The sequence below is a fragment of the Ructibacterium sp. SJQ-7 genome, assembly GCF_054696575.1.
On record NZ_CP195193.1, the window covers coordinates 920,069 to 943,189 of the forward strand.

18 protein-coding genes are annotated in these 23,121 nt (G+C 39.2%); 7 read left to right on the forward strand and 11 right to left on the reverse strand.

Annotated elements, in window-relative coordinates; translation table 11 throughout:
* Positions 1-184: 184 nt before the first annotated feature.
* The 8 genes from ACSAMO_RS04090 to ACSAMO_RS04125 all read right to left on the reverse strand — a co-directional run bounded on the left by ACSAMO_RS04090 (position 185) and on the right by ACSAMO_RS04125 (position 10,547).
* Positions 185-5,587, reverse strand: a complete 5,403-nt coding sequence (locus tag ACSAMO_RS04090) for an S-layer homology domain-containing protein (RefSeq protein ID WP_499209904.1) — start codon at positions 5,585-5,587, stop codon at positions 185-187.
* Positions 5,584-5,889, reverse strand: a complete 306-nt coding sequence (locus ACSAMO_RS04095; protein WP_337599185.1) for a hypothetical protein — start codon at positions 5,887-5,889, stop codon at positions 5,584-5,586. The genes ACSAMO_RS04090 and ACSAMO_RS04095 overlap by 4 nt, the downstream gene beginning before the upstream one ends.
* 113 nt (positions 5,890-6,002) lie before the next feature.
* A complete protein-coding gene (locus tag ACSAMO_RS04100) occupies positions 6,003-6,644 on the reverse strand; it encodes a PrsW family glutamic-type intramembrane protease (RefSeq protein WP_412276256.1) in 642 nt (213 codons plus the stop codon).
* Positions 6,629-7,264: a hypothetical protein gene (locus tag ACSAMO_RS04105; protein WP_412276254.1), complete on the reverse strand. Its 636-nt coding sequence runs from the start codon at positions 7,262-7,264 to the stop codon at positions 6,629-6,631. Before ACSAMO_RS04105 ends, ACSAMO_RS04100 begins: the two co-directional genes overlap by 16 nt.
* Positions 7,245-7,589 carry a hypothetical protein gene (locus ACSAMO_RS04110; RefSeq protein ID WP_412276252.1) on the reverse strand — a complete coding sequence of 115 codons (345 nt, stop codon included), beginning with the start codon at positions 7,587-7,589 and terminating at the stop codon, positions 7,245-7,247. Before ACSAMO_RS04110 ends, ACSAMO_RS04105 begins: the two co-directional genes overlap by 20 nt.
* Entirely contained in the window at positions 7,573-8,121 is a 549-nt protein-coding gene (locus ACSAMO_RS04115) for an RNA polymerase sigma factor (protein WP_022230867.1), read from the reverse strand. The genes ACSAMO_RS04110 and ACSAMO_RS04115 overlap by 17 nt, the downstream gene beginning before the upstream one ends.
* A gap of 207 nt (positions 8,122-8,328) precedes the next feature.
* A complete protein-coding gene (locus tag ACSAMO_RS04120; RefSeq protein ID WP_499209905.1) occupies positions 8,329-8,520 on the reverse strand; it encodes a DUF6514 family protein in 192 nt (63 codons plus the stop codon).
* 134 nt (positions 8,521-8,654) lie between these two features.
* A complete protein-coding gene (locus ACSAMO_RS04125; protein WP_499209906.1) occupies positions 8,655-10,547 on the reverse strand; it encodes a class I adenylate-forming enzyme family protein in 1,893 nt (630 codons plus the stop codon).
* A 275-nt stretch (positions 10,548-10,822) separates the two neighbouring features.
* Between ACSAMO_RS04125 and ACSAMO_RS04130 the strand changes: the two genes are divergently transcribed.
* The 3 genes from ACSAMO_RS04130 to ACSAMO_RS04140 all read left to right on the forward strand — a co-directional run bounded on the left by ACSAMO_RS04130 (position 10,823) and on the right by ACSAMO_RS04140 (position 13,637).
* Positions 10,823-11,824 carry a LacI family DNA-binding transcriptional regulator gene (locus tag ACSAMO_RS04130; RefSeq protein ID WP_499209907.1) on the forward strand — a complete coding sequence of 334 codons (1,002 nt, stop codon included), beginning with the start codon at positions 10,823-10,825 and terminating at the stop codon, positions 11,822-11,824.
* 20 nt (positions 11,825-11,844) lie between these two features.
* The gene (gene mgrA / locus ACSAMO_RS04135; protein ID WP_499209908.1) at positions 11,845-12,831 is read left to right on the forward strand and encodes an L-glyceraldehyde 3-phosphate reductase; all 987 of its coding nucleotides are present in this window, start codon (positions 11,845-11,847) and stop codon (positions 12,829-12,831) included.
* Between the two features lie 338 nt (positions 12,832-13,169).
* The gene (locus ACSAMO_RS04140; protein WP_499209909.1) at positions 13,170-13,637 is read left to right on the forward strand and encodes a hypothetical protein; all 468 of its coding nucleotides are present in this window, start codon (positions 13,170-13,172) and stop codon (positions 13,635-13,637) included.
* Positions 13,638-13,657: 20 nt separating this feature from the next.
* Here ACSAMO_RS04140 and ACSAMO_RS04145 read toward each other — a convergent pair whose 3' ends face one another.
* Positions 13,658-16,162, reverse strand: a complete 2,505-nt coding sequence (locus tag ACSAMO_RS04145) for a DNA topoisomerase (protein WP_499209910.1) — start codon at positions 16,160-16,162, stop codon at positions 13,658-13,660.
* 54 nt (positions 16,163-16,216) lie between these two features.
* Positions 16,217-17,203, reverse strand: a complete 987-nt coding sequence (locus ACSAMO_RS04150; protein WP_022230860.1) for a diaminopimelate dehydrogenase — start codon at positions 17,201-17,203, stop codon at positions 16,217-16,219.
* Between the two features lie 187 nt (positions 17,204-17,390).
* Between ACSAMO_RS04150 and ACSAMO_RS04155 the strand changes: the two genes are divergently transcribed.
* From ACSAMO_RS04155 to ACSAMO_RS04170, 4 genes are all read left to right on the forward strand, one after another.
* Positions 17,391-17,975, forward strand: coding sequence for a chromate transporter (locus ACSAMO_RS04155; protein WP_118446545.1), 585 nt, complete (start codon positions 17,391-17,393; stop codon positions 17,973-17,975).
* The gene (locus ACSAMO_RS04160; RefSeq protein ID WP_147513735.1) at positions 17,975-18,547 is read left to right on the forward strand and encodes a chromate transporter; all 573 of its coding nucleotides are present in this window, start codon (positions 17,975-17,977) and stop codon (positions 18,545-18,547) included. The genes ACSAMO_RS04155 and ACSAMO_RS04160 overlap by 1 nt, the downstream gene beginning before the upstream one ends.
* 95 nt (positions 18,548-18,642) lie before the next feature.
* Positions 18,643-19,335, forward strand: coding sequence for an ATP-binding protein (locus ACSAMO_RS04165; RefSeq protein ID WP_412332097.1), 693 nt, complete (start codon positions 18,643-18,645; stop codon positions 19,333-19,335).
* Positions 19,336-19,420: 85 nt separating this feature from the next.
* Positions 19,421-20,841 (forward strand): IS3 family transposase gene (locus ACSAMO_RS04170; protein ID WP_303693311.1). Its coding sequence is split into 2 segments (ribosomal slippage): positions 19,421-19,943 and positions 19,943-20,841, totalling 1,422 coding nucleotides; the frame shifts between segments, so codons are not numbered across the junction.
* An 80-nt stretch (positions 20,842-20,921) separates the two neighbouring features.
* Here ACSAMO_RS04170 and ACSAMO_RS04175 read toward each other — a convergent pair.
* Positions 20,922-23,090, reverse strand: a complete 2,169-nt coding sequence (locus ACSAMO_RS04175; RefSeq protein ID WP_499209911.1) for a putative bifunctional diguanylate cyclase/phosphodiesterase — start codon at positions 23,088-23,090, stop codon at positions 20,922-20,924.
* Positions 23,091-23,121: the final 31 nt, after the last annotated feature.

The following is a 23,121-nucleotide window of genomic DNA, read 5'->3' on the forward strand; positions in this document are numbered from 1 at the left end:
AAAGTTTTTGTATGTCACTCGGTTTTTTTATTGTTTTTTTCAGTATGAAGATGCTCCGGTGTCAGGTAATCCAACTACTTTGTGAATTTACCGTAAGCAAAAAAAACCGCTCGTCAATAAAGGCATTTCACCTCTATTCCGAGCGGTCTTTTTTCTCATTATCTATTAGAGAAATTTCAATATTTTATTTTAAGTTTTCAACCATACGCATAAATACCGAAGCAACCTGTGCTCTTGTTGTGTTTGCTTTCGGTGCAAAGCTACCGTCTGTATTACCTGTCATAACGGACTTTTCAGCCGCCCATATTACAGCATCCTTTGCATAATCCGAAATATTGTCGTTATCCGTATAAGATGTGTTGCTGCTTGTAGTTATGTCATATCCTTTAAACGCTGCATAGCGATAGATAATCGCCGCCATCTGTTCACGGGTAATTGGCTCGTTCGGAGCAAAACACTCTTCAGAAATGCCCGAAACAATACCGTTTTCATTTGCCCAAGCAACTGCATTTTCGTAATAGCTGTCACTTTCAACATCAGTAAAAGCACATTTTCCCGTCTGTGGCTCATTTTCCATACGATAGATAACCGTTACAAACATCGCTCTGGTAACTTCGCTGTCAGGTGCAAATTCTGTATTTGATATGCCCTTCATCAAGTCATTTTCATACGCGTATTTCACCGAAGCGTAAAACCAGTCATTTTCCTTAACATCGGTAAACGGATTTTTCCATTCACCGTTATCCTTTTCAGTCCATTTCGCATATAGCGTGAAATTCTTTGTTACCTTTTCAGTAAAATCATATTTTGTTTTGAGTTCTTTATCGGTATACCATCCCTCAAAGTCAAATCCGTCTTTTATCGGTAATTCAGGCTCTTTTATAACACTGTTTTTTGTAACGGTTTTGCTTGCAATATCATTACCGCCGTTTGTTTCAAACGAAACGGTATAACGCACATTACCGCCTCCGCCTCCGTTACCGCCACTTGATTTCGTCCAGTTAGCGGTTACGGTTACGGCTTTACTCGGCATTGTAAATGTTGTTTCTGCCGACTTACTGTCCGCAAACTGTACACCGTCGTCAGTCGTCCAACCGCTGAATTTATATCCGCTGCGTTCGCCGGCCTTAATCGTTACCGTTTCACCCTCTGAATACTCTCCGCTACCCGAATTTTCCGCATAGCTGTCATTTACCGTTACGGTGTTTGATATTTTCTTTATAACAAGTGCAGTCTGCGGTATTGATGTATTTTCGGCAAAATCCTGTGCACAAAGCATAATAACACTGCTTGTTTGACTTTCATAAAGTTTTCCCGAAACAGCAAACTTACCGTCACTGCCTGCAACAACTTCTTCATTATCGCCGTATATAATTCTGCTGCCCGCATCTGATATTCCTGTTATCGTATATTCGCCGCTTTCATTGTCTGCATAAAATATATCAGATGAAAGCGTCAGAACAGGTGGTTCTTTATCCATATTAATAAGTAGGAATACACTTGTTACATCCTTGCCGGAAATACCGTCAATCTTAAACATCAAACTTCCCTCAAATTCCGGAATTGCAAAGGTGTTTTCACCGTTTTCGTTTGGTATTTGGTCATTTGTGTCCATTCTTGTCAGCTTAAATGTCGCATCAGCGTCCGATCCGCTTACAGACAAAGTATTGTCACCGCCGCCGATATACGCGTGATAAACGCCGTTTTCATCGGCAGTGCATTCGTTACCGTTCATCGAAAGTGCTATATCCATAGGTGTATATTTAGGAAGAAATTCGCCTGTAGATTCGGTTTCCTTACTGTAATACTTTCCGTTTTCCGATTCTTTGTATGCACGAACACCGACTTTATATGTCTTATCAGGCAACAAATTCTCGGCAGGAACAGACTCCGCGGTATCTCCGTTTTCGTTTACACGAACGCCGTTTCCTCCGACAGTTAGTGCCATATCAACCGCTGTCGTGTCTTTATCCAAATCATATCCAAATCCTGTGTCTGTCCATTCGCCGTCTTTTTCCTCATAAATTTTCACATTATAACCGTCAACATTTTCTGACGCATTCCACTCCGCACGCATTACCTCATTTCCTGACGTTTGCAGAGTAACATCTGTCGGTGCGGACGGTTCGTTTACATTGGTATATGCAACTTTTGTGTTAAACGCTTGATTATCAATAGCAATAAGTGCGTCTTCCTCCTTACCGTCACCGTTAAGATCTGCTTGCTTTTTCGTCATAAGAAAGGCTGTTACATAATATTCACCTGTCGGTGCTATCGCACCCGATGCAGGAACGGAAAGTTCAATATTTGAGGTATCACTGATTTCCTGTTCTGAAATCATATAGTCCGCTCCGCCCTCTTCGTTTGAAAAATAAGTGCGGATAACGTAAGGCGTGTTATCCACGGCATACTTCACCTTACCGGAAATTTGATTGTCATTCAGTGTCAGTGCCAACTTCTCAAACGGCTCAACAGAAAATGTCTTTTCATCGGTAAAAGTCAACCCGCCTGCATCAACGATATACTTTCCGTCTTCTTTAAGTCGCAGAAGAGCCAGACGATATTTTTTGCCGTCAGCGTTTGTTTTTTCCATATCTGCAATAGTTGTCGCGCTGACATCTTCGTCAGGATTAAACTGACTGTCATCAGTCATCCAGTCGATATTAAGCTCAACGTTTCTGTCATTGAAAATCTTTAGGTTCTCTTTGATCTGCTCCTCGGTTAGATTTCCGTCAAAGGCAAGTACGATATACGGTGCTTCGTCTGTACCGGCACTTGCTGAGATTTCCGTCCGACTCACGCCGGTGTTTGCAAGCACAAAGTTCTCATCTCGCACCGCCGCAAAATTCGCATCGCTGTCTTCCGCAAGCATACTTACAACCGGTGACACACCTTTATCCGCCCAGTTCCATTCAGGCATATAGCCTAACATCTTAAACTCAATATCCCAGCCGCCGCCTTTGCGGAAGTCGGTCTCTACGATTTTCGGCACAAGTACCCATGCTCGCGCGCTGGCTAACCAACCGCCCACCTCAGCCACCACGCCGAGGTACACATCGACATTTTGGAAGGCTTGCTTCATACCCTCCTCAACTGTGACGTTTCTGATTGGGAAAGCCGTCTGACCGCCTACGATCAGATTAATATTTCCGACGTTAAACCCTTTGCCGGCAAGAACAGGACTACTTTTTGGAATCTGAACTCTGCCTGCAACCGTGCCGTTTGCACCGATTGCAAGATACAGATAATCCTTACTGTTATTCACTCCGCCGAAAGCACCCAATTCAATAGAAGAATCAAACGTTATAACGTCTATCTGTTTACTCGGCAGATTTAATGCAAGCTTCTTTGAGCCGCCGAAATAAATGCCTTCATATGTATTACCTTTATAACTGCGTTCCTGTCCGTTTAATTTTAAGGAATAGCCGAAGCTGTCGACAATCTGCGTTGCCGCCCCTGCACCTACAAGATTAACATCGGTCGCTTTTAGTGAAATCTCGCTCGGTCCTATAATAATGTTACCTGTTCCTTCGATAAGATGCAAATATGTTCCCGTCAATGCACCGCGTAATTTTACAGGAGGAATGGCAAGATAATTGCCATTTACCGTTGCGGCAAGATCCTTAAAACCGGCACCTCCGCCGTTAAGCTGTCCTATAGGAACAGGCGGAACAAGCACAATTCCCGGTGATGATTTTACATAAAACCATAATTCGTCAGGGATAAGAGCGCCGTTATTGCTACGTTCAAGAGCAAGTGCCGCCTCGGTTTCAAAAAGGTCAAAGGCATTCAGTTCAAGACTGAACGCATATCGCTCCTCGCCCTTAAAGGTGTTTACTTCACCCTCAACCTTTGCAAGCTCCAACGCCATCATCTTGGCGGTGTCAAAGCTGCCTTTTGCTTTTACGCCGTTTACCTTAAATTCATATTTCTTTTTGCCGTTTACCGTCTTTTCTTCTAAACCGTAACCCAACTTTTCAAGCGAAAATTCAGCACCGTCAAATACTGTTTTGAATCCGATTTCACCGTTAAAAACAAGGTTGCCGTCCGCATCTGCGGTTGCTTTTTCCAACTTTGTCGTCGCATATGGAATATCGACAAAAATCACTGCGTTGTTTTTGTCGGGTTCAATATCAAACGAAAGACCTTCTTTTGACATTGTAATTTTCAAAGAGTCTTCCGCACCGTTTTGCGGCTGATAGAATTTGAATGACGGAGCGTTCAAATTAACGCCATGCTGTTCGATTCGTCCGTCTTTGTAAACAATCAACTTTCCGCCATTATTTTCGTCCCACGTTGCCGTCACAGACGGAGAAAGCGTTGCCGCTCCGCCGGTAAATTCAAAAGAAGAACCGTTTGTGCTTTTATACTCGCCGGCTATTTGTGCAACAGGAGACGCATTATATTTCTTTTTTAAACTTTCAAGTGTGGCGTCATCCGAGACATATTCAACGGTAATTGCGCCGTTTGACTCAAATACCGCAAGACGCTTTGCGGAAAAACTTGATGATATTTCGTCAGGTTTTGTCGGAAGCTCCTCGCTCAGTGTTTTCAGATTACGATAACCCCACAGATACTGCGCACCGACCGACATTTCCGTATTTGCGTCAAGGTCAAAGCCACAGTAGCTTTTGCTTTCCACCCATGTAAGAACAGGAAAATCGTTCGGCCTCACGGTAACTGTCTGCGGCAAGCTTACACGCAGCGGAGAATCTCCGCAATACACAATATCGAAGTTATCGTAGTAATCGGACAAACCGACAAACGGATTTGCCCACGGATATGCGTCTGTGTAAATTTCATTAACATAAACGCCGTCTACATCGCCCCACAAGGTATAGCCTTTCGGAACGTGCTTTGTTGACACATCATCAATTTTGCCTGTTACAACCGAACTTTTCGTTGTTATTTCACCGCTTTCGGTTACTGTTGTGCGATCCATCTTAATCGCCGGACCTCCGGAGCTGTTTGCGGTTTCACTGTGACCCATTCCGGTAAAATTGTTCATCACATACCGCCACTCAAAGTACAAATCATGTTCGGGGAAATCATCTCTGTTCATTTGTATTTCACTGACGGTTGTCAAAACGCCCCAAGCCGTTTTATCCTTTTTGTCAAGACATACAAGCTCGTGATAAACCGTTGCTTTTGCCGGCATTATTGTGCCGTACGGAGTTCCGGGAATATCGTTCAGAACCATTTCCATGTTGTATTCTGCCTTAATTGCGGTATTTTTTCCGTTCGGCGTTTCGGACACAAATTCCGCTTTTTGCAGTGTGATATACGGATAGATTTTCTTCTTATTTCCCCCGCCGGTATAAACATTAAGTTGGCAGTCTGGGGCTTGAATATCCTGTGTAAAAACCTCGCCTGTTTCCTTTGCGATTGCCCTCGGAACCGTTGCCGTATAGGTTTGATACTGCAAATCGTAGAAATAAAAGCTTATATAATCGTTTTGCAGAAGAAGCGTTTTACCGCCGTTAAAGGTAAGTGTTTCGTTTTGCTCGGGCGCCGCAAAAATATTCATCGGCAGTGCGCAAACTATGATGCAAAGTGATAATATCATAGACACTATTTTTTTTCTCATTTTCTGTCCCTCCTGTTTTTTATTTTGATACAAATTACGGTAATCACCGTTGCGATTATGAAAGTCACAACCGCTGTCAGTACATATCCGCCCATTCCGTCTATCAGCAGAATTGCACCGCAGTAACCTGCAACCGCCGCACTTTTGTACGATGTCGGAAATAATGCGGTGCAGCACAGCAAAAGAACGGAAAGCAGGGCGGTTGCCACTTTGCAGAAATTCAGCTTTTTTGTCTCCCTGCAATATTTTATCTTTTTCGCACGTGCGAAAACTAAATTCATTCTTTCCGCATTAGATTTCAATTCACACACCTCCTCAATCCACCCTTTTATTATATAGGTGCTTGAAAATATAAAATTTCCCCCTAAAAAAACAAAAAAAGACCGGATTTTTTTCCGGTCTGAATAAAACAGAGTTATTTTGAATCAGTTATTTTTCTGAAACGGTATTTCAGCAGAAACAGAATAAGGCAAGAAACAATCGGAACCGCATATCCAAATTGCTTTATTAAACCGTCGGTTTTCATAAGCATATTAAACATTGCGTGAAATGTAATCGCGACGCACAACAGTGCAAAAATGCCGGATGCCTTTAACGCAGCGGGTCGGCGGAATACTCTAAGTCCGTACCCGATTATAAAAGCACATGTAATGTGCATAGCCCCGGTCGAAAAACCGCGTACTAACAAATAAAACAAATTACCTGTTCCGTGTTCCAAAAGGTAACAGATATTTTCAAAGGTAGCAAATCCCACTGCAATATTAAAAATAATATTATCCCCCTCCTGCGGTTGGAGTTCAAAAACAATCAAACCAAACAAAAGAGGAATGAGTTTTACCGTTTCCTCTATAACAGGTGATATTTCCAATACAGCAGATGTTTCCTGTGCACCGTAAAGCACCGAAAAAAATGTATTCAAATAGGCGGATATAATACAGCAGACAAATCCGAGAACTATAAAAATGTAATTTTTTCTGTTGCCGGTATTTGTACCGAGTGCGGCAAGTAAAAACGGAGCCGCAAGGCATATAAATATATTTTCTATATTGTACGGCATAGCTTTTCCTCCCTGTTCTGTGCAACGGCTATCAGAATAAGAGCCGGATTCATTATAAATATGTCAACCAAATAATACGGATTTATAAAGGTGTTTTCCGTAATAAAATACGAAGAACCCCACAAAAGATATTCCGCCGCATAAAAAATCAAAGCCGCCGCAAAAATCCACAGCTTACCCGTCTGTTTTTGAATTTTTGCAAAATATATACCTTTTACCGCATAAAAACCCAATATTCCCATCGCTGTGCCCATTAAGATGTTCTCAAAATAACTGCCTCGCAAACAAAAGAAAATACCAATACCCAGAGAAAACAACGGTAAAATCCAAAATATCGCTTTATTTTTATGTTTTTCTTTCGGTACATCTGCATAAAGACGTAAAGCAAGAAAAATATACGATGCCGTCCAACTCAGTTCCGAAACACAGAACACAAGCGGAGAAGTGCCTAACAATATAAGGTACAGTACCCAATAGGCAAGCCCCATTCCGAAGCTCAGGTAAAAAAGCAATACCAAAAGGCGATTGTAACTTCTGTTTCGTATTGCCGAAATGCAGGAGTAGCATCCGCAGATAAAAACGCAGAAAAGCTGTAAAAGATTATCTGTCAGTTCTGTCATTTTCCTCATTCCTCTCTTTATTTCTTTTGTGAAGAATGTCACACATCAAAGTTACCGAAATGCCAAGTAAAAACGCCAAAATTCCTACAACGACATAACCCAAAAAGCCTTTGTTCGCAAAAATACTGGCTGTGTCATGCATCGGTGTCTGCTCAAACCCCGCAAAATTCAAATTACATACAAGTGCCGATATAACTACAATTAAAGCAATGCCAAACGAATAGCACGAGATGACCGCCAGTCTATGTCTTTTTTCGTTACGCTGTTTTTTTATTTCATCAGCCTGTTTTTTCACCAGTTTTATTCTTTCAGTCGTTGAACGCACTTTTTATCCCCTCCGTTTCAAGTAAAGGTCTTAATTTCTTTTTGCCGAGCTGCAACAGCTTATCAATCTGTTTTGCCGACTTTCTTAAAACAGCAGCGGCTTCTTTGTAACTCATTCCCTCAATGTATACAAGATAAAGAGCCTCTTTTTGAGCGGACGGCAAATATTCCATACAATCATAAATCCGCTTGTTTCGCTCCGCAATACACACTTCATCTTCAAATGTATTTTCTATGCAAAAATTCATTTCTTCCTCTGTAAGAATGATATGTCTTTTTGCTTTTCTCAAAAACATCAGTGCATGATTTCGAGCCGCTTTATATATGTAACTTTCAAAACTGCTTTTAATATTCGGCCGTTTGCTGATTAGATATGCAAAAACTTCTATCAACAAGTCCTCCGAATCGTGGAGATTTTTTATATATCCGTTTATGTACAGCGTCAGCTTGTCACCGTAAATCTCCATAAGCCTTTCAAGAGCCTTTGCATCGCCCGAAAGGTAATCGTTATAAATTATAGTTGTATCCATCATTAAACAAATCCCTTTCTCAGTTTTATTTGTCAGCTAACTTTTCTGACAGAATGTGACGTTATGCGATACAAGAAATCTATATTGAATTGTATCATACATTTTCCCTTCCGTCAATGAGCGACTGTTTAGTATTTCGAGTAACAAACACCTCCGATTAAAGTTACAAAAAAAGCAAGCTACTGCTACAAACAATGCTTGCTTTTTCTGTTAGATAAAATCTTCAATTACATCTTGCAGATGACAGGGTGACAATTCGTATTTGTTCAGTCTGTCGATTAATTCTGTCACCTCTTTTTTATTTGGTGACACGTCATTAACAGACATTTCCTCACATTTGATGCCGTATGTAGTCTTTACCACTCCCTCAACACTCTTTTCTTCTTGCAAAATTGTATACATATTGTATATTAGTCCTTTCTCCCCCCTATGTTATATAATACAACATATGCCACTAAATTACAATATTGTTTGATATTTTGTAAATAAATTGTAAATTACCGAAAAAATAAAGGTGGTATTACACCACCCTTATTTTATGCACGAATTAAAAGTCCGTTTATAAGATCATTCTTTGCCATTTCCTTAATTTTATAATGAAGTTTCTTACCTGTAACATTTGTCGGTATAGTCGCTGTAAATCTATAATATCTCGGACGTTTATAGTTTGAAATCATAGGACTGTTTTTACAAAATTCTTCAAGTTCGTCAACAGTAAGCGATTCATCTGCTTTTACGATATAAGCCGTAACAATTTCGCCGTGTGCTTTATCGGGAACGGCTGTAACGATACTGTCCGCAACTTTCGGATGTGAATTAAGCACTTCTTCAATCTGCGTAGGATAAATATTTTCACCCTGTGAAATAATCATATCGTCTTTTCTTCCGGCAATAGTAATAAAATGATTTTCATCCCAAGTACCGAGGTCGTTTGTGTACAAATATCCGTTATGGAATTTACGCTCTGTTTCACCCTCATTATTATAGTAGAAATACGCTGATTTTGCGTGTGAGCGGATAATCACTTCACCCACTTCGCAATTATCTTTAGCAACAATTTCGTGAGGTTCGGCACGTCTGTCCTCAAATACCTTTACTACTCGCACGTCATCATCAGTACAAGCTCTGCCCGCTGTACCCGCCATTTCAGGTAAATCATTCGGTCTAAGAAATGTATTCCAGAAAGTTTCGGTTGTTCCGTAGCCATTGAATATTCTCGGTGTAAGCACTCTCTGATAACGCATACAAGCCGCACGTTCAAGCGGCGAACCCATTGTAACGATACCGTGAAGTGTACTCAAATCTCTGCCGTTTCTCTCCTGAGCCTCCGTAAGACGTTCCAAAACAGCCGGTACACCGATTATGAACGAAAGCTTATAATCTTCCACATATTTAAGCGTCAAAGCCGCGTCAAATTTACGCATTATCGTAACACAGCCACCCGCATAAAATGTCGGTGTAAGACCGCCCGAATGCAAACCGCCTCTGTGGAACCAAGGTGTTGTATTCATAGACTTATCCTCTGACGAGAACGGGAAATGTATCATAACATCGTGCGCCGAAAGCACTTCGTTTATGCTTGTTATACAAACACCTTTTGGTTTGCCTGTTGTTCCCGATGTATAAAGTCTTGTCGTTTCATCATATATAGAAAGATTCCAATTCAAATTCGGATTTTCTGCCGATGCATTCTTCACAAAATCCGAATATTTTACCGTACCAGGTATAGGAGCCACTCCTTCTTCGTCCACCATAATTATCACTTTCGGTGTGAATTTTGAAAGTTTCAGTGCCTGTTCAACAGCGTCTTTGTTGATTGATTCATATATAAATACTGTCGGTCTGCTGTCCTCAATAGTTATTGCAATTTCACCGGCTGACAATCTGAAATTTATCGGACAACTTACTGTACCTGTTTTATGACAAGCGATATATGCAAACGCAAATTCCGGGCAATTCAAAAGTTGGAACATCACTACTCCGCCTTTTATTATTCCTGCGTCCAAAATCGCATTTGAAAAACGGTTTGCTTCTGAATTAAGTTCAGAATATGTCCAAGCAGTCTTTGTTTCGGGAGAAATCATAGCCTCTTTATCTGCAAATCTGTAAACATTTCTCATAAATCCGTTAAGCCACGTATATTCTCTTTCAAACTCAGATTTAAACATATCTATACGTTGTTGCTTTGTATCTGCCGTAAATTTTGCTTTTGCCGAATGTAAGGCTTTTTCAATGTCTGCAAATATGTTTTCTATTTCATCATTTGTGTATTCGTAATTTGATTTGTTTGAGCAGTTTTCAAGCAGGCGAATTCCGTCAAGTATTTTAATTTTTCTTGCCTCTGAAATTCTGTCAAATCTTTCTTTCTTAGTTTCCTTTTGCATTATTTTCTTTCCTTTCATTATTTTTCTTATAAATGTTGTTGTCATTATATCACCCATTTTCTATTAAATCAAGTATTTTTGTAATTATTTTTAAAAATATATCCGATTGTTTCATTTTCACAATATTTGATAAATATTGTGAAAATATCAACCATTTTAAATAATTAACGATATATTCTAAAAATATATGCTTTCATAAAAACTGTTGACAATTTAGAAATCATATGATATTATTTATGCAAACGATTGCACAGATACAAAATTTAATCTGTGCATTTTAAACACCTATTTACGCAAACGATTGCACAGGAGGTGAAATATTGCAAAAAGTAACAATAAAAGATGTGGCAAAACTCGCAAAAGTATCGCCTTCAACCGTTTCACGCGTACTTTCAGGTAATCCTTCAATTTCGGACGATACTTGCAAACGCGTAAAAAACGCCGTAAAAGAACTGCATTACACACCCAACACAACTGCAAGAAGTCTGCGTTGTGAAAAAAGCAAAAGTATAGGTGTTGTATTCCCCGACATTTCAGGTGAATTTTACGCAACGTGTGCGTCAGCGATACTTAAATACGCCCGTATGTCTGACTATACCGTACTTTTTACCGAAAGCGGACACAATTTAAAAGCAGAGAAGGACAGTATAAAAGCACTTTTGGAGCGACGTATTGACGGTATTATTTTTATCGGTGACAATTCCGACATTCCGCTTATTCAAAGCATCGCCGCACAATCTATTCCTATAGTTACAGGCGACCGAAAAGTCGGCAATATTCCATCTGTTACTTTCAACAACAGGGAAACCGTTCAAAAAATGGTTGACTCACTTTACAAATCGGGTTGCAGAGAATTTATGTACGTCGGCGAAACTCCGACAGGTCAAAGCAATCTTTTAGACAGATACAACGGATATACCGATGCATTAAAAAAATACAGCGACACAACTTCGGTGATATTTTTAGAAGAAAGCCTGCACGGTGACAAACTGAAAACCGCAAGAAGACTGTTCACAGAAAAAATTATAACCTCACTCCCCGATGTAATTATCACGTCCAACGATTTAATTGCACAGGGAATTATAAGTGCCGCACACGAAAACGGAATTAACATCCCAAACGATATGCAAATCACAGGTTTTGACGATTCTCTTTCATCTGCGTACTTTATCCCATCGGTCACTACAGTAAGTCAAAACATCGACGAATTGGCAAAGCGTTGTTTTTCAATGCTGATGGATTTAATTAATAAAAAAAGTTCCGTTTCTTCGATAATCGAACAAAACATTATTGCAAGAAACTCCGCAAAAATCAACATATAAAATAAGAAAGGATTTTGAAAATGTATATTGCAAACAAAGAAAGATATGAAACAATGAAATATAACCGTTGCGGAAAGAGCGGTCTGTTACTCCCTGCTTTTTCGCTTGGTTTATGGCACAACTTCGGCAGTAACGACAGTTACGACAATATGGTTGATTTGCTTACAACAGCTTTCGACCTTGGCATTACTCACTTCGACCTTGCAAACAATTACGGTCCGTATCCGGGCAGTGCCGAAGAAAATTTCGGTAAGGTTTTGAAAAACGAACTTGCACCGTATCGTGATGAATTAATCATCTCAACAAAAGCAGGCTACGGCATGTGGGACGGACCTTACGGCGACCACGGTTCAAGAAAATACCTTATCGCAAGTCTTGACCAAAGTTTGAAACGTATGGGACTTGAATATGTTGATATTTTCTATCATCATCGTCCCGATCCTGACACCCCTATGGAGGAAACAGCGTCGACACTTGACCATATCGTAAGAAGCGGTAAGGCGCTTTATGTAGGTATTTCAAACTACAACGCAGAACAGACAAAGCAAATGGCTGAAATTATGAAGTCACTTGGCACTCCGCTTGTTATTCATCAACCGCGTTACAATATGTTTGAACGCTGGATTGAAAACGGCTTGCAGGACGTTCTAAAAGACGAGGGTATAGGTTCAATCTCATTCTGTCCGCTTGCACAGGGACTTCTTACAAACAAATACATAAACGGTATTCCTGCCGACTCAAGAGCCGCAAAGAGTTCACCGTTCCTTACAAAAGAGGGCATTACAGCCGATAAAATCGAAAAGATTGTTAAGCTAAATAAGATTGCCGAAAACAGAGGTCAGTCACTTGCTCAAATGGCTTGTGCATGGAACTTGAGAGGCGGCAAACTTACAAGTGTTCTTCTTGGCGCGTCAAAAGCTTCTCAGATTATTGAGAATGTCAACTCACTAAATAATCTTGACTTCACACAAGACGAACTTAACGCAATCGAAGACGCATTGAAATAATTTGCAATGAGCCTGTCGACAAAATGTCGACAGCTCCAAAAATTACATCTTACGATGTAATTTTTGAGTATTTTCATCGAAAAAATCATAAAGTTCCTCCAAAGTCGAAACTTTAGATTTTAAGCCATTTCTGCCGCACATGTCACCAGAAATGATTGAAACTTGAGGTTGCACCTCAAACTCCCAAAAATAAAGTAGACAAAACCATAGAGGTTTTGTCTACAGTATCCAACCCCATCTGTTTTATAGATGGGGTTTATTTTATCACCACAGGTCCATTACTAAAATCCTTAAATATGGTATTATAAATTCAATACAAATGAAAGAAGGAATTTATAATGAGTACACAAGATTTAAACTATGAACAACCTACAGTTTCCGACGCAGCCGTTGACAACAGCGACGACTATACCGAATACACTTTTTCAACCACAAAAGGTATGCGTTTCGCTTTACTTGTTACCTACATTCAATATACCATTCTTGCAAAGAATGATTGTATGGAAGTCAAGACATTCCCCAAAAAAGCAAACAAAATGTCTATTGTCAGATATGACGATATAGCCGCTATGCACGTCAAAAAAGTATTTACTTGGTATCATATATGTTTGGCAATTCTCACTTGCTATACAATAATTTTACCTTTGTTGTTTTTATATGCCGGTTCTAATCATAAATTAGAAATCACATTAAAATCCGGTGCTAAAACATCGATTTGTGCTTCAAACAAAAATGTTATGACCAATTTTGCAACTGAGCTTAACCAAAGAATTATCAAAAAATGCGGTCATTCTGTTTTGATTTAAAACAAAAGACGTATCTCATTTTATTGAGATACGTCTTTTTTCTCGTCATTCACAAATTCCAATGTAAAATCGGGTGCGTTATACACGCTGTCGGGGTTATATTTCATAGTTACGTCCGCTTTAAATTCCGTATCGTTTTTACCCATCAGCTTATTACATCGCACCTTGTCACCCGCAAGCCATTTTTTGACCATTGTTTGAGTTATTGTTGTTTTCTTAAATAATCCCCTATCGGATTTCTTCCATATAATAAATCCGCAGTTATTATTGCACGAAAATGCTTTCATACTTTCCACAACGTCACCGTTACACTTCGGACATTTTCCGAGCGGTTTCGGCGGCGCAAAAACAAATTGTACGGGATATTGCGATTCTTTATCTACTTTCAATTCAACATCAGCGTCAAATGTCGTGCCGTCGTTCTTCAACAGTTTTTTCATTCTGACACTTTTACCCGCAAGCAATTTTTTAGCCATAGGCAAAGTTATTGTGACATTTGAGAACATACCTTTTGTTTGATTTTTCCAAACAGTGAATTTACAGTTCATCGGCTCACGCCAATTACTGCACCCAAATCCCCTTGTTCCCTCTATAACGTTACCGCCGCAAAGCGGACAAGTTCCGATTACTTCGTGATATTTTTCCGTTACCGCCTTTGTCATAACGGCTTGATTTACCGCAGGATATGAATTAGAAATTACTGTTTTTATGGTATCAAGCACATTGTCCGTAAGCGATTTATACGTCTTATCGCCGGAACGAATATCCTCTTGTATCGCCCACCATTTTGCCGTCATATCAGCTTTCTTGATTTCATCGGGCAATATGCGGTACAGTTCACGTCCAAGCTCCGTTGAAATAAGCCGTTTTCCGTCTTCGGCAACATAGCCTTTTGTTATAAGGCTGTCAATAATCGTACTTCGCGTTGCGGAAGTTCCGATTGAGCCGTTTTCACCTTTTTTATCCTTATCCTTTTCCAAAAGCATTTTCTTGACCTCGGGATCAGTTACATACTTCGCAATCCTTGTCATATCTTCATTCAAGGTCGCCTTTGTGTATCGTGACGGCGGCTTTGTTTCTTTTTCCTCAAGCCGCGCGTCAATCGCAGTCCCTGAATACATACCGTCCGCAATAGTGCTAAGTTCCGTAACTTCTTCGGCTTTTATATCCTTGAATATCGCCGTATATCCTTTTTTCAAAACGACTGTCGAATATGCCGCAAGCGTATATTCTCCGTCAAGTTCAATCGTCATTTTTGTTTTTTCTTTAACAGCCTTAGGCAAAAATTGTGCCATATAATATTTACACACCGCAAGATATACATTTTTCTCGCGTTCTGTAAGCTTGTTCAAATCAACCTTATTATTTGTCGGAATTATCGCAAAATGTGCGGTGATATTTTTATCATTAAAACACTTTGAGTGAATTGTCGGGTCAAGTTCACTTGGCTTGAATTTAATATTCTGCACAACTTGCGCCAACGTTTTAGGTGCCTCTTTAAAATGTTCCTCCGACAGATACTGACAATCCGAACGGTTATACGTTATCGCCTTATGTGTTTCACGAAGTGACTGCGTAATATCCATAACATCGGCAGGGTTATACCCAAAGTGGCTGCTGCAATAACTTTGCAATTTTACAAGGTTAAACGGCAACGGCGGGTCTTCATTTACGACTTTCTTTTCGATTTTAATATTGTCAAACCGTTTGTTTATAAGGTCATTTTTTATCTTTTCCGCCTCGTCAAGCTCAGTTATTTGCTTATTTTCAGTACCCTTTTGTTTTTTCTTTGTATATTTTGCGGTAACGGTTTTATTTCCGTCAGCCGTTTCAACATTTACATCGGCAAAAATATCATAATACACAGTCTTTATATGTCCCTCAATCTGCATATCACGTTTTACGACAAGTCCCAAAGTCGGTGTCTGAACACGACCGACCGCAAGCAAAACGCCTGAATTTGAGCATGTAAAAAATCGACTCATATTGACGCCGATCATAAGGTCTGCGACACTTCTCGCATATGCCGACCAACCCTCATTCAAGCTGTCGTTGTTATCTGTCATATGTGACAGCGCCTTTACAAGTCCGCCGCGTGTCGTATCACCGGTATTAAGTCTTTTAACAGGCTTTTTATAATCAAACCACCTAAGAATTTCATCAATTAAAAGCTGTCCTTCTTCGTCGGGATCGCCTGCATGTATAACAGATTCCGATTCTTCAAGCAACTCGCCTATAAGTCCGACACGCTGTGCTTTGGTTTCGTAATTTCTGTTTGAATTACTGTCCTCACCCATTTTGAGTTCCCAACTGTCGAAATATATCGGTAAATCGTCAAGCGACCACTTTTTATATTTCATATCATAGTCTTCCGGTTCTTTCAGGCTCAGCATATGACCGAATACCCATGTGACCGCATAGTCGCCTTTTCGTATAAATCTGTTATTTCTCTCTGTAACCTGTCCCGGCAGTGCGTCCGCAATATCTCTGCCCAATGACGGTTTCTCGGCTATTACTAAAATCATATTCCCTCTCAGATAAAAAAGCCGTCCTAAGACGGCTTTTGCTTGTATTATTTATTATAGAAGATTCTTGCGAAGTTCTTCTCCGCTTAGCTTGCTAAGATAAGCCGGTGCAACGTCAAATACAGTCTTACAACCGCTTTGTCCCTCTTTGCTCATACGATATGCGGCTCTTGCATATGCAATAAGCACTGATGAAGTAAATTCAGGGTTTGAATCAAGCTTTAGGCTGTATTCAATAATGTGACTATTTTCACCGTTCCAACCTGTCTTACCACATCTGATAACAAATCCACCGTGAGGAATACCGCTGTGGTTAGCCTTTAATTCTTCTTCTGAAATGAAGTTTACAGTTGTATCATAATCTGAGAAATAGTTAGGCATTGTCTTGATTTCATTTTCTATACGAGCCTTATCTGCGCCTTCTTCCGCTACAACATAACATTCACGCGTATGCTTTTGACGAGTTGTAAGTTCAGGGTTTTCACCGTTTCTTACTGCCTTAAGTGCAGAGTCAACAGGAACTGTATATTGCTTTGCGTCCTTAACTCCGTCAATTCTTCTGATAGCGTCTGAGTGACCTTGGCTCACGCCTTTGCCCCAGAAAGTATAGTCCTTACCGTCTGAAAGTATAGCATTTGCATAAAGACGGTTAAGTGAGAACATACCCGGATCCCAACCTACTGAAATTATACCAACGTTGCCGTTAGCCTTTGCAGCTGCGTCAACTGCCGCAAAATGTTCAGGAATTTTTGCGTGTGTATCAAAACTGTCTATAACATTGAAATACTTAACATATTCCGGTGTTTGTTTCGGAAGGTCTGTCGCACTTCCGCCGCAAAGAATCATAACATCGATTTCGTCCTTCATCTTAGGAGCGTCATCAACCGAATAAACCTTAACGCCCTCTGTCATAATCTTAACAGTTGACGGATCACGTCTTGTGAATACACCAGCAAGCTCAACATCATCGTTTTGCTTGATTGCACATTCAATACCGCGGCCAAGATTGCCGTATCCCAATATACCTATTTTAATTGCCATTTGTATCACTCCATTGTTTTAAAAATTAATTCCGCCTTACATTTTATCAGATTTTATTTCAAAAAACAATATTTTTTTATAATTTTTTTAAAATTATTAACATCTTATTCTGACCTATGAATTTACAAACACAAAAAAGAATGATATAATGTAATCGTTAAAAATAAAATAGGAGAGAATTTACATAATGAAAAAAAGTAAAGCGTGGATATTATGGACATTATTTAAGTCTATGTTTGTTTTAAGCTCATGTACATTCGGCGGCGGATTTGTAATCGTTTCATTAATGAAGAAAAAATTTGTTGAGGAGCTGCAATGGCTTGATGAGGACGAAATGCTTGATGTGACCGCAATAACTCAGTCCGCACCCGGTCCGCTGCCCGTCAACGCATCTGTTATAATCGGTTACAGAATGGCGGGAATTTTAGGCTCGCTTTCAGCTGTTTTCGGCACAATATTGCCTCCTATGATTGTACTTTCAATCATATCTCTGTTCTATAACCAATTCCGAACAAACAAATACATAGCCGTTGCACTTCAAGTTATGCGTGCAGGCGTTGCGGCAGTTATATTTGACGTTGTTATAAATCTTGCGAAAAACGTATTCAAAACCCGCAGAATTTTATATATCGCAATGATGATTATTGCGTTTGTATGTACTTATTTTTTAGGGGTAAGCGCTATGATAGTCATACTCGTATGTCTTGGAATAGGCCTACTCGATTTACTTGTGTCGGTTTTAAAAGAGAAACATAAAAAGGAGATTGGATAATGCTTTTACTGAAATTATTTTTTTCATTTATACAAGTCGGTCTGTTCAGTGTCGGCGGCGGTTATGCCGCAATTCCGCTTATTCAGGAACAAATAGTAAACATACACCACCTTATGACTATGGAGGAATTTTCCGACCTTATCACTGTTGCGGAAATGACCCCGGGTCCTATATCCATAAATTCATCAACATTTGTCGGTATGCGTATCGCCGGTATAGGCGGTGTGTTGCTTTGCTCGCTCGGATGTATCATTCCGTCATTTGTCATATGCTTTATACTCGCGTATTTCTACTATAAATACCGCACTGTCGGCGGAGTTCAGACGGTTTTATCCGCCCTTCGTCCTGCTGTTGTCGCACTTATAACCTCTGCAGGCACATCTATACTAATGCTCGCACTTTTCCAAACCGATATTTTTTCTGCATCGTTAAAAGATATTCGTTTTGTCGAACTCGGTATATTCCTTGTGGCGCTGTTTTTACTCAGAAAATTTAAAACGAACGCAATTACAATTATTCTTGGCAGTGGTGTTGTCGGAACGTTGATTTATATGCTTTTTGGAATGGTATAATATTTCTTTAAAATTTACACTAAAATAGTGGACTTTTATTGATTTTTGTATTATAATAGTGATTGTCGAAAAACATATTAAAACGGAGGATTATTATGATAAGACAAGTTATAAAAATAGATGAAGATAAATGTACAGGTTGCGGTATTTGTGCCGATGCCTGTCAAGAAGGTGCAATAGGGATTGTTGACGGCAAGGCAAAGCTTTTGCGTGACGATTACTGTGACGGTTTAGGAAACTGCTTACCTACCTGTCCGACTAATGCGATTTCTTTTGAAACCCGTGAAGCCGCCGCATTTGATGAAGATGCGGTAAAGCAAAATATGCAGAAAGCAAAAGAACAAGAAAAGCCTGCGTTTGTCTGTCCGGGCAGTATGGCAAAGGCTATAAAGCACAATACCGAAACCAGCACGCCTGTTTCAACGAGCCAACTTTCACAATGGCCGGTACAAATCAAACTTGTACCTGTCAACGCACCGTATTTTGACAATGCCAATCTTCTTATTGCGGCAGATTGCAGTGCATACGCTTACGGCAATTTTCACAACAAGTTTATAAAAAACAGAATTACACTAATTAGTTGTCCGAAACTTGACGATATTGACTACACCGAAAAATTGCAAGCGATTATCGAAAGCAACAACATTAAGAGTGTTACGATAGTTCGTATGGAAGTTCCGTGTTGCGGCGGTATTGAGTATGCCGCAAAAACAGCGTTGCAAAACAGCGGTAAATTCATTCCGTGGCAAGTTTATACAATCGGTACAAACGGTGAAATTTTAGATTAATTTATTAACATAAAAAAGAGAATGCTGTTGAACCGACCCCCAAAAGTTAGACCAAAAATCTAACTATTGGGAGGTCGGTTTTTTCATGGCAAAATATAGTTTTGAATTTAAAATGGAGGTTGTGCAGGCATATCTAAATGCTGAAGGTGGGTATAGATATTTAGCAAGTAAATATAACATTCCTGCAAAGAGGAGAATTGAAGAATGGGTACACGCATACAGAGAATTTGGTGAAGAAGGGTTAATGCGTTCGAGACAAAATAAGAAATATACTTTTCAATTTAAGCTTTCTATGGTAGAATTGTATCTATCAAGTGAGGTCTCATATCAGGAATTAGCACTATCACAAGGAATTAGTAATCCATCATTGATTGTAAAATGGGTCAATGATTTCAGAATTGCCGGACCTGATGCTTTGAGACCTAAAAAGAAAGGTCGTAAGAAAACATTGGATATAAGAGAATGTAAAAAGCCTTCTAAATATGACGGAGAAAAACCCGTGGATACAAGTGCCGAGCATGTCAAAGAACTTGAAGACGAACTACTTAAACTTAGAATAGAAAATGCATATTTAAAAGAATTGAGGAGACTGCGTTTAGAGGAGGAAACTCTTCTGAAAAAACAGCGAGAATTGTCCACAGTCTCCGAGGACAGTTCAAATTAAAAGACATTCTCGCAGTAGTCGGTTTTCCAAAGGCAACATATATGTATTGGCAAAAACGATTTGACAGAGAAAATCCTGATAAACAGTTGGAGGATGAAATCACTAAAATCCATATAGAAAACAAGGATTACGGTTACAGACGGGTATATAGAGAATTACGAAACAGAAAGATTTTTGTGAATAAAAAGAAAGTTCAAAGAATCATGCAAAAATTATGTTTCCAGGTCACATCATTTACTCGAAAAAGTCGCAGATATAATTCGTACAAAGGCAATGTTGGTAAAATAGCACCAAACAGAATTAACAGGCGATTTAATACATCTGTACCGCATCAAAAGATAACTACTGACACGACCGAATTTAAGTATTATGAGATTGACAACAAAGGCCGAATGGTAATTAAGAAATTGTATTTAGACCCATTTCTTGATATGTTTAATGGTGAAGTGTTAAGCTATGGTATAAGCAAAACTCCATCAGCGGCAAGTGTTTTATCGGCACAGAAACAAGCAATAGAAATAACATCTGATTGCCCATACAGAAGAACATTCCATTCAGACAGAGGTTGGGCATATCAAATGGGTGCATATTCCTCTGTTCTTAAAGAAAACAAAATATTTCAAAGTATGTCTCGGAAAGGAAATTGTTATGATAACTCTGTGATGGAAAATTTCTTTGGAATATTAAAGCAGGAAATGTATTATGGAACTACATATTACAGCTTTGAAGAGCTTAAAGATGCTATTGAAAGATATATAAAATATTACAACGAGAAAAGAATAAAAGAAAAACTTGGGTGGATGAGTCCGGTTGAGTATCGGCTCAACACCTTGGCTGCATAAAAATAGCGTAGCAGTCGTTAAAACTACTACGCTATAAAAAGTCTAACTTTTGGGGGTCACATCATGTCGCATTCTCTTTTTTATGGTTTTACATCCAATCCTGTACTTTCAATTACAATAACCGATTTAATTCTCTTCCCGTTTCCATAAACTGTTTTCGCCGTAACTTTACAACGATTATACATACCTTCTTTATACAAGAGGTCAAGCACAACACTAATCGGCTTATCACTTTTCTTTAAATGCTTACATAATATTTTGTATTCGTCCATCGAATCGTGATGAACAATCTTATTGTCCAAAATATATTCAAGTGCATTTTGTATGTAAGTGCCAAACATATAGGAATGTCCTTCGGCAAGTTTTGTCTTTACATCAATGGTATTGTTTATAAAATAATACTCAAGTGCAATGGCGTCAATAAGGTCAAGTGCCGTTTCAAAACTGCGTCTTAGCATATTGAGTTTACTCAAAACACCCATTTGTTCACTGCTGTCCGAAACAGACGCATAATAAATTGAACAATCTTCACGGCTTGCAAGGTAGAAAATTTTAATCGACAGCCATATAACATCTTCACCGAATACATTTCTAACCTGTACGGAAACACCTTTATTCCCCGCTATTTTCGATTCGCGAAATGCCTCTATTGCCTTTTCTCTGTCATCGGGGTGAAGATTTTCCAATCCGTCATATCCGCCTGCAGTAACATTTTTCGGATAATTCTTAGTTATCGAATAATAAAATTCGTTTGCTTTTAAAACATTAAGTTTATTTCCGTCATTACTAAGCGAATACAGTGCAACGCCGCCCAAAATATTGTTAAGCAACCCCTCAGTCATAAAATCGGAATTAAGTAATTCTTCAATTTCAATCGTATTGTCAAAAACGTTGTCCAAATTTTCACTTGCAACATTATTTGGGTCACTGATTAATTTTCCGAAAGATTCTTCATCTATCGCTCTTGAAAAATAAAATCCTTGTGCATAATTACAGCCTCTGTCAAGCAAGAAATTCTTCTGTTCATCCGTTTCAACGCCCTCGGCGATTACCGCCAAACCAATCCACTTTGCCATTTTTATAACCGATTCAAGAATTTCTTTACCCTTTGTATTTCCGTCACGACCTGCCTCAAGGAATCTTGTATCTATTTTAAGTACATCAACGCTTATATCTTTCAACATATTAAGCGAGGAATAACCACTGCCGAAATCGTCCATCAATACAATAAAACCCAATTCACGAAGTTCGTCAACAGCTTTCAAAATCTGTTCTTCATCACTTGTAAACGCACTTTCGGTAATTTCTATCTCCAAATATCTTCTATCAATATTGTATTTATCCGTAAGATTTACAAAAATCTTTGACAAATCAAGAGAATAAATATCCATTCGCGAAACATTCACCGATATAGGAACCGCGGTATATCCCTTATCGATATAATCACGTAAAATTCGGCAACTTTCTTCCCATATATATTCATCAAGTTTTGTAATAAGCATATTCTGCTCAAACATCGGAATAAAATCTTTCGGAAAGATAAGACCTTTTTCGGGATGCTGCCATCTTACAAGGCTTTCCGCACCCATTACCTTTGTTGTTCGTATATCGTATTTAGGCTGAAGATACACTTTAAATTCGTGATTTTCAAATGCCCTTTCACTTTCGTTTAAAAGTTCGTGTTGCGAGAAAACATAGTTTTTCACACTTTCATTATATTCCGCAACATTAACAAGATAATTGTTTTTTATTGACTCACACGCAAAACTTGCTCTGTCGCACATAAGTCTTACGGGGATATTTTTTGTTTTAACGTGGTAAATTCCCACAGTCATTCTTATTTCAAAATCAATCGGATAATCCTTTACCCAACTTTGAATTTCCGCACCCAATGCATCCGGCTGAATATTTTCTTCAAAGTCCATAAAAGAAAATACATCACCCGAAAGCCTTGCGGCTACAAGACCGTATTTTGCGGCTCTTTCTTGCAATTTCTTGCCTATATAGCTAAGAAGTCTGTCACCTTCGACAAAACCGAATCTGTCATTGACAAATTTGAATTTCTCGACATCAAAACAAACAATAACATATTCTCTGTCCGGTTCATTTTCAAATCTGCACCTGACACGGTCATAATATGTATTCCTGTTGTAAAGTCCGGTAAGTTCATCAACACTCTTTACTTTTCGTAAACTTTCTTCCAGTTGATGAACTTTTTCTTGAAGTTCTTCCACTGTCCCCTCTGACATCTTCTTCGCCTCCCCCGCTGTGTAACTTTCA